The following is a 6,820-nucleotide window of genomic DNA, read 5'->3' on the forward strand; positions in this document are numbered from 1 at the left end:
CTATACCGCCGACGCCGCGGCGCGCCCGGCCGATCGGCCGGAAAAGAGGCAGCCGCCGAGGAAGGTCCCCTCTAGGGCGCGGTAGCCGTGGATGCCGCCGCCGCCGAAGCCGGCAGCTTCCCCGGCGGCGAAAAGTCCGGGGACAGGCTGCCCGGCACCATCGAGGACCCGGGACTGCAGATCTGTGTGGAGCCCGCCCAGACTTTTGCGGGTCAGCACCGAGAGCCGGACCGCCAGCAGCGGCCCGTGCCGGGGGTCCAGCATCCGGTGCGGCGGAGCCACCCGCATGACCTTGTCGGTGGTGAATCGCCGGGCGGCGCGAATGGCAGCGAGTTGCGGGTCTTTGCCCAGTCCGCTGTCGAACTGCCGGTCCCGGGACCGAATCAGCCGGTCCAGCCCGGCCGGGTCAACCAGCGGCAGGCCGGTGAGCGAGTTCATGGCGGCCGCCAGCCCGGCGGGAGTGTCCGCCTGCAGGAAGTCGACCCCGCGGTCCAGGAAGCGCTGCAGTGGGCTGTCGTTCCCGGGCCCGAGCCGGGACGCCAGCAAGCGGAGGTCCTTGCCGGTGAGGTCGGGATTTTGTTCTGAGCCGGAGAGCGCAAACTCCTTGCGGGCGATGGTCCTGTTCAGGACGAACCAGGAATGCTCGTGGCCCGTTCCCAGGATGTGGCGCAGAGCCCCCAGCGAGTCGAACCCCGGAAACAGGGGAGCTGGGAGCATCTGTCCGCTGGCGTCAAGCCACAGCGATGAGGGTCCGGGCAGGATCCGGATTCCGTGCTGTGGCCAGACCGGCGAATGATTCCGGATCCCTTCGGGGTAGTGCCACATCCGGTCCCCATTAATGAGCCGGCCTCCGGCGCGGGCAGCGGCAGCCAGGAACTCGCCATCAACGGACGCCGGCACGCCGCTCAGCATCGTCCGGGGTGCCCGGCCGTCCGGCCACTGCTGCCGGACGGTGGTGTGGTTGCCGCCGATCCCGCCGGTGGTCACCACTATTGCGGCGCCTGATGCTTCAAAGCTGCCGACGGCGACGCGCGAGGAGGCTTCGCCGCGGGCCGCACCGCTGGGTTCCAGGATCTCGCCGTGCACACCAGTGACTCGTCCCGCCACGGTCACCAGGTCGGCGGCGCGGTGGCGGAAGTGGAAGGTGACCCGCCCCGAGGCCTCGCCTTCTCGCAGCTTTGCCAGGAACGGCGCCACCAGGGCCGGCCCGGTGCCCCAAACGACGTGGAAACGCGGCACCGTGTTGCCATGGCCGTCGGGGCCGTACCCGCCGCGTTCGGCCCATTGCACGAGCGGGAACAACTTCACCCCCAGCGAAGCGAGCCAGGCACGTTTTTCCCCTGCGGCGAAGTCCACGTACGCGGCGGCCCAGTCCATGGCCAGGGTATCTTCGCTCCGGTCGAAGGCGGCGGAGGACATCCAGTCGGCCAGTGCAAGGCCGGCGCTGTCCCTGACGCCAAGACGGCGCTGTTCAGGGGAGTCCACGAGGAACAGCCCGCCGAATGACCAGTGTGCCTGGCCGCCGGCGGAGGCCGCGGGTTCCTGGTCGAGCACGGCAACCCGGCGGCCGGCGGCGTAAGCCTGGGCCGCGGCCACGAGGCCCGCAAGGCCTGCACCCACCACGATGACGTCGGCGTCGATCACCGATCCGGCCGCCCGCACAGGGACCGGGGTCGGGGCGCCATTGTCTCTGCTCATGGCTTCATGCTAGCGCCAGGGAGTACACGGGTTTGGTCTGGACCGCCGCAACCGCAAAACTAGAGCCATGCGCGTATATCCGACATTCTTCCGACTGGCCTTTTTATGGATGGACGCCGAACGCGCCCACAAGATTGGCTTCCGGGCTATCCGGCTTGTCCACAGCTGCGGCGCGGGGCGTGTGCTCCAGCGGTTCACAGCGCCGGCAGCGTCACTAAAGACCCAGGCATTTGGCCTGACCTTCCCGTCGCCGTTTGGCCTGGCGGCGGGCTTCGACAAAGAGGGTCACGGAATCGAAGCCCTGACCGAGCTGGGCTTTGGCCATGTTGAGGTTGGCACCATCACCGGCCAGGCCCAGCCTGGGAACCCCGCTCCGCGGCTCTTTCGCTTGGTCGAGGACCGGGCAGTGATCAACCGGATGGGCTTCAACAATGACGGGGCCGCCGCCGTGGCGCCCCGCCTGAAGTCGGCCCGGGCCGCCCTGCAGCGCCGGTACCCGGGGGTCCGCCCCGTCATTGGGGTCAACATCGGCAAGAGCAAGGTGGTGGAACTTTCGGACGCGGCCGCCGACTACCTCATCAGCGCCCGCAGCCTGGCGCCCGCCGCCGATTACCTCGTGGTCAACGTCAGCTCCCCGAACACCCCGGGTCTGCGGTTGCTGCAGGACGTTCAGACGCTGGGCCCGCTGCTGACGGCAGTTGGGGAAGCCGCGGACCACGCTGCAGGGCGCCATGTTCCCTTGCTGGTCAAGATTGCCCCGGACCTCAGCGATGAGGACATCGACGACGTCGCGCGCCTGGCCCTGGACCTGAAACTTGACGGAATTATCGCCACCAACACCACCGTTGCCCGGACCGGGCTGTCCGCGGGTCCGGACAAGGTTGCAGCCTGCGGCGCCGGCGGGCTGTCCGGGGCACCGCTGAAGCAACGGTCGTTGGAAGTGCTGGCCAGGCTCAAGGCGGCAACCGGCGGCAGACTGGCACTCGTCTCGGTCGGCGGGGTCGAAACGGCGCAGGACGTGCAGCAGCGGCTCGACGCGGGCGCCACCCTTGTGCAGGGATACACGGCGTTCCTTTACGAAGGACCATTTTGGGCCGCCCGCATCAACCGGCAACTGGCCAAGCACCCCTCCCGGCGTTAAGCGGCCCATTCCCGCCCGGGTGTCCCGGGTCGGGGACGACAGAGCCCCCGGCAGTCCAACTGCCGGGGGCTCTGGTGCGCAGGGGGATCAGGCCGGGTAGTCGCCGCGCTTGACCAGGGGCTTGGGAAGGCGCAGGCGGCGGAACTGCAGCGAGCGCATGGAGCCGTACCATACGGTCCCTCGCTCCACGTCGCCGAACTTCTCCGCCAGGCGCTTCTTGAGCTTCCGGGACAGGATAAAGACGTCGACGAAGACTGCCAGGAACATTACCCAAAACCCGCCCAGGACATAGATCATCTGGGCGCTGGAGGCGGGGACCAGCAACGAGATGACCACAAAGAGGAGCGCACCGAACATCAGGTACTCGCCAAGGCTGAAGCGGGCATCCACATAGTTGCGGGCGAAACGCTTCTGTGGACCTTTGTCCCGCAGCGGCAGGTACTTCTCGTCGCCGGTGTCCATGGCCTGCCGCATTTTCAGCCGCTGCTCCTGGACCGCCGTGCGTTCCGCGGCTTTGGAGGCCTTGCGGTCCTCCGGCACTAGCGGGCGCTTGCGGGCGGCCACCTGCGCGCTGCGCTTGGGCGTGGGCGCGCCCTTGCCGAGGGCGGCGTCCCGGGCATTTGCCCCGGCCGCCTGCTGGTCAACAATGTCCTGCGCCGATGGCGCTTCTTTTTTACGTCCAAACACCACTACAGAATACCCCGGGGCGCAGGGCGCGAGACCCAGCGCACACACGATGCGATAGGCCCTGCCTGGTTTGCAGTGATCGACGGCGCAGGTAGTGTCTTGGCCATGACTTCATCACCCATGGGGAACCCAAAAACCGTGCCTGGCCGTGTCGGAAACGTCGACACTGAAGCCCTCCGGCAAGCCGTTACCGAAACGTTCGACACGACGATCGCCCAGTTGACGGAGCTCGTCGCCATCCCGGGCATCGCCTGGCCCAGCTTTGACCCTGCGCCGTTGAACGCCAGCGCCGAGGCCGTCGCACAGCTGGTCCGTGCCACCGGCTTCGAAGAGGTGCGGACCTTGCGTTGCGACAAGGAGGACGGTACGCCCGGTGGGCCGGCCGTCGTCGCCCGCCGGCCGGCCGCCCCGGGCAAACCGACAATCCTGCTCTACGCCCATCACGATGTGCAGCCCACCGGCGACCTGGCGCTGTGGACGACCGAGCCGTTCACCGCCGTCGAGCGCGACGGGCGCCTCTACGGACGCGGCGCGGCCGACGACAAGGCCGGAATTATGGCCCACATCGCTGCTTACTCGGCCGTGACCCGCGTGCTGGGCGACGAACTTGGCCTCGGCGTGACCTTCTTCTTCGAGGGCGAGGAGGAAGCCGGGTCACCAACGTTCCGGACTTTTCTGGAAACGCATCAGGAGCTGCTGCGCGCAGACGTGATTGTTGTGGCCGACTCCAGCAACTGGAAGGTCGGCATTCCCGCCCTGACCACCAGTCTCCGCGGCCTGGTTGACGGCACTATCGAGGTGAAGGTCCTTGACCACGCCGTCCACTCGGGGATGTTCGGTGGCCCGGTGCTGGACGCTCCGACGCTGCTGTCGCGGCTGATTGCTACCCTGCACGACGACGACGGGAACGTCGCCATCGACGGGCTGGTCAGCCGGGACGAGGTCGCTGTGGACCTTTCCGAAGCCGAATACCGCGCAGACGCTTCGGTGCTCGACGGCGTCCGGCTCGCCGGCACAGGCACGATTGCCTCCCGGATGTGGACCAAACCGGCACTGTCGATCATCGGCTTCGATGCCCCCGCGGTCGACGTTGCCTCCAACACCCTGCTGCCGCGCGCGCGGGCCAAGTTCAGCCTGCGGCTCGCCCCAGGACAGGACCCGGCCGAAGCGATGGACGCCGTCCGCCGGCATGTCGAAGCCAACGCGCCGTTCGGCGCGCACGTGGTCTTCACCCCGGGGGAGAGCGGCAACGCTTTCCTCACGGACACCTCTTCCAAAGCGGCCAGCGTCGCGATGTGGGCGCTCGGCGAGGCCTGGGGCGTCCCTGCGGTGGAGACCGGCATCGGCGGTTCGATACCCTTTATCGCGGATCTGACTGAGCTGTACCCGGATGTACAGATCCTGGTCACCGGCGTTGAGGATCCGGATTCCCGGGCGCACAGTGCGAACGAATCCCTGCACCTGGCCGACTTCCGGAACGCCATCGTTGCGGAGGCCCTGATGCTGGCCCGGCTGAACGCTGACGGGCTGGCCTAGGCGGGCGGGCCGGGTGTCTGTCCAGGGAACATCCGGCCCGCTTGGACGGTTGGCTCAGGAGTTAGAGCTACACGGCTGATCGACGTAGCATGTAGCTATAGCCCGTACCGTATAAGTAGGGGCGGGTGCCGCGGGAGCGGCGCCGCCACCACCGTCGTTAGAAGGTAGGCCATGAGCACTACAACCAATGAAAACAGCACCGACACCACCGCCGAGGCGGGCACGGAACTGGCAGCGCACGAGGTCAAACTGACCGACGTGGCGGCCGGCAAGGTCCGCAGCCTGCTGGAGCAGGAGGGCCGCACCGATCTGCGCCTCCGCGTGGCCGTGCAGCCCGGCGGTTGCTCCGGCCTGATCTACCAGCTTTATTTCGATGAGCGGCTCCTCGACGGCGACGCCGTCCGCGACTACGACGGAGTTGAAGTTGTGGTCGACAAAATGAGTGTGCCGTACCTCAGCGGAGCCAGCATCGACTTCGAAGACACCATCTCTAAGCAGGGCTTTACGATCGACAACCCCAACGCCGGCGGGTCCTGCGCCTGCGGCGATTCTTTCCACTAAAGCCGGCGAATCCGCCCGGGCTTAGTGCCGCAGGATCCACAACGAGCGGGGCCCTTAAAAAGGTCCCGACGCACTGCGCGGACATGTGGGCGAAAACTCGCGGGGAGCGGTAAGCTCTACACCGAGTAGTAAAACTTTTCGGCTGCCCCGTCCGCGATTTTGCGGCCCGGGGCAACAGCAACAAGTAGGAAGGGCCGTCTGTGAGTTCGCAGAACCGAACCGGCAGCCGACGCAAACAGATCACTACGATCACTGGCTTGGCACTCGCCGGCGCGTTGGCTTTGACTGGATGTTCACCAGAGGTACAGAAAGGGTGGTTGCCCACTGAGCGTGGCACCACCAACCACACTGACCGCATCATGGACCTCTGGGTCAACTCATGGATTGCCGCGCTGATCGTAGGCGTCATTACCTGGGGCCTGATGATCTGGTGCATCGTCGCCTACCGGCGCCGTAAAGGCACCGTTGGGTTCCCCCGGCAGAACAGCTTCAATCTGCCCCTTGAGGTTTTCTACCTGACGATCCCGCTGTTTATGGTTCTGGTCTTCTTTTACTTCACTGACAACGACCAGCAGGCCATCGACAACCGGTCGGTACCTGCCGACGTTATCGTTGACGTCCGCGGCAAGCAGTGGGCCTGGGACTTCAACTACAAAAAGGGCGACGTCATCCAGGAGGATGTCCACGAAGCCGGAGTCCAGGCCCACCTGACGGGCAACGATGTGGACAAGGAAAAGCTGCCCACCCTGTACCTGCCCGTGGACAAGTCCGTTGACCTGGAACTGAACGCCCGCGACGTCATCCACTCTTTCTGGGTTCCCGCCTTCCTGCAGAAGCGCGACATGATTCCCGGGAAGACCAACTACATCAGGTTCACCCCGACTAAAGAGGGAACCTACGACGGCAAGTGCGCCGAACTCTGCGGCGAGTACCACTCCGAAATGCTGTTCCGCGTGAAGGTCGTTTCCGAAGCCGAATTCCAGTCGCACTTGGAGCAGTTGCGCCAGGATGGCAACACGGGCCTCCTCGGCGAAGAGTACGACCGCAACCCGGCCCCGGCCGAGAACAAGTAAGGGGAGCGACGTGGCAACTACCTATTCCCAGCCCACCGGGATCCTTGGGGCTCCCGTAGTACCGAAATCCAAGGGACGCATTGTCGTCAACTGGATCACCTCGACTGACCATAAGACCATCGGG

General features: G+C 66.2%; 6 protein-coding genes. 4 read left to right on the forward strand and 2 right to left on the reverse strand.

Translation table 11 applies throughout. The features are described from left to right. Complete coding sequence (locus tag QK287_RS15235; protein WP_282360632.1) at window positions 1–1,698, reverse strand: FAD-binding dehydrogenase; 1,698 nt, start codon at window positions 1,696–1,698, stop codon at window positions 1–3. A gap of 67 nt (window positions 1,699–1,765) precedes the next feature. Between QK287_RS15235 and QK287_RS15240 the strand changes: the two genes are divergently transcribed. Continuing rightward, window positions 1,766–2,839 (forward strand): quinone-dependent dihydroorotate dehydrogenase, encoded by a 1,074-nt coding sequence (locus QK287_RS15240; protein ID WP_226775178.1) that lies wholly within the window; start codon window positions 1,766–1,768, stop codon window positions 2,837–2,839. A gap of 87 nt (window positions 2,840–2,926) precedes the next feature. On the opposite strand, the gene QK287_RS15245 is transcribed toward QK287_RS15240, so the two are convergent. Then, the gene (locus QK287_RS15245) at window positions 2,927–3,526 is read right to left on the reverse strand and encodes a DUF3043 domain-containing protein (RefSeq protein WP_226775179.1); all 600 of its coding nucleotides are present in this window, start codon (window positions 3,524–3,526) and stop codon (window positions 2,927–2,929) included. Between the two features lie 105 nt (window positions 3,527–3,631). Here QK287_RS15245 and QK287_RS15250 point away from each other — a divergent pair, with 105 nt between their 5' ends. The 3 genes from QK287_RS15250 to coxB all read left to right on the forward strand — a co-directional run bounded on the left by QK287_RS15250 (window position 3,632) and on the right by coxB (window position 6,696). Further along, window positions 3,632–5,062: a dipeptidase gene (locus QK287_RS15250; protein WP_282360634.1), complete on the forward strand. Its 1,431-nt coding sequence runs from the start codon at window positions 3,632–3,634 to the stop codon at window positions 5,060–5,062. Window positions 5,063–5,233: 171 nt separating this feature from the next. Continuing rightward, window positions 5,234–5,623 carry an iron-sulfur cluster assembly accessory protein gene (locus QK287_RS15255; RefSeq protein ID WP_226775181.1) on the forward strand — a complete coding sequence of 130 codons (390 nt, stop codon included), beginning with the start codon at window positions 5,234–5,236 and terminating at the stop codon, window positions 5,621–5,623. 200 nt (window positions 5,624–5,823) lie between these two features. Continuing rightward, entirely contained in the window at window positions 5,824–6,696 is an 873-nt protein-coding gene (coxB, locus tag QK287_RS15260; protein WP_226775182.1) for a cytochrome c oxidase subunit II, read from the forward strand. Window positions 6,697–6,820: the final 124 nt, after the last annotated feature.

The organism is Arthrobacter sp. AL05, from assembly GCF_029960715.1.
Lineage (GTDB): Bacteria > Actinomycetota > Actinomycetes > Actinomycetales > Micrococcaceae > Arthrobacter.

What these genes read in the sequence shown, in the direction of transcription:
- QK287_RS15235 (WP_282360632.1), bottom strand. Translation starts at nt 1,698, where the DNA reads ATGAGCAGAGACAATGGCGCCCCGACCCCGGTCCCTGTGCGGGCGGCC.
- QK287_RS15240 (WP_226775178.1), top strand. Translation starts at nt 1,766, where the DNA reads ATGCGCGTATATCCGACATTCTTCCGACTGGCCTTTTTATGGATGGAC.
- QK287_RS15250 (WP_282360634.1), top strand. Translation starts at nt 3,632, where the DNA reads ATGACTTCATCACCCATGGGGAACCCAAAAACCGTGCCTGGCCGTGTC.
- QK287_RS15255 (WP_226775181.1), top strand. Translation starts at nt 5,234, where the DNA reads ATGAGCACTACAACCAATGAAAACAGCACCGACACCACCGCCGAGGCG.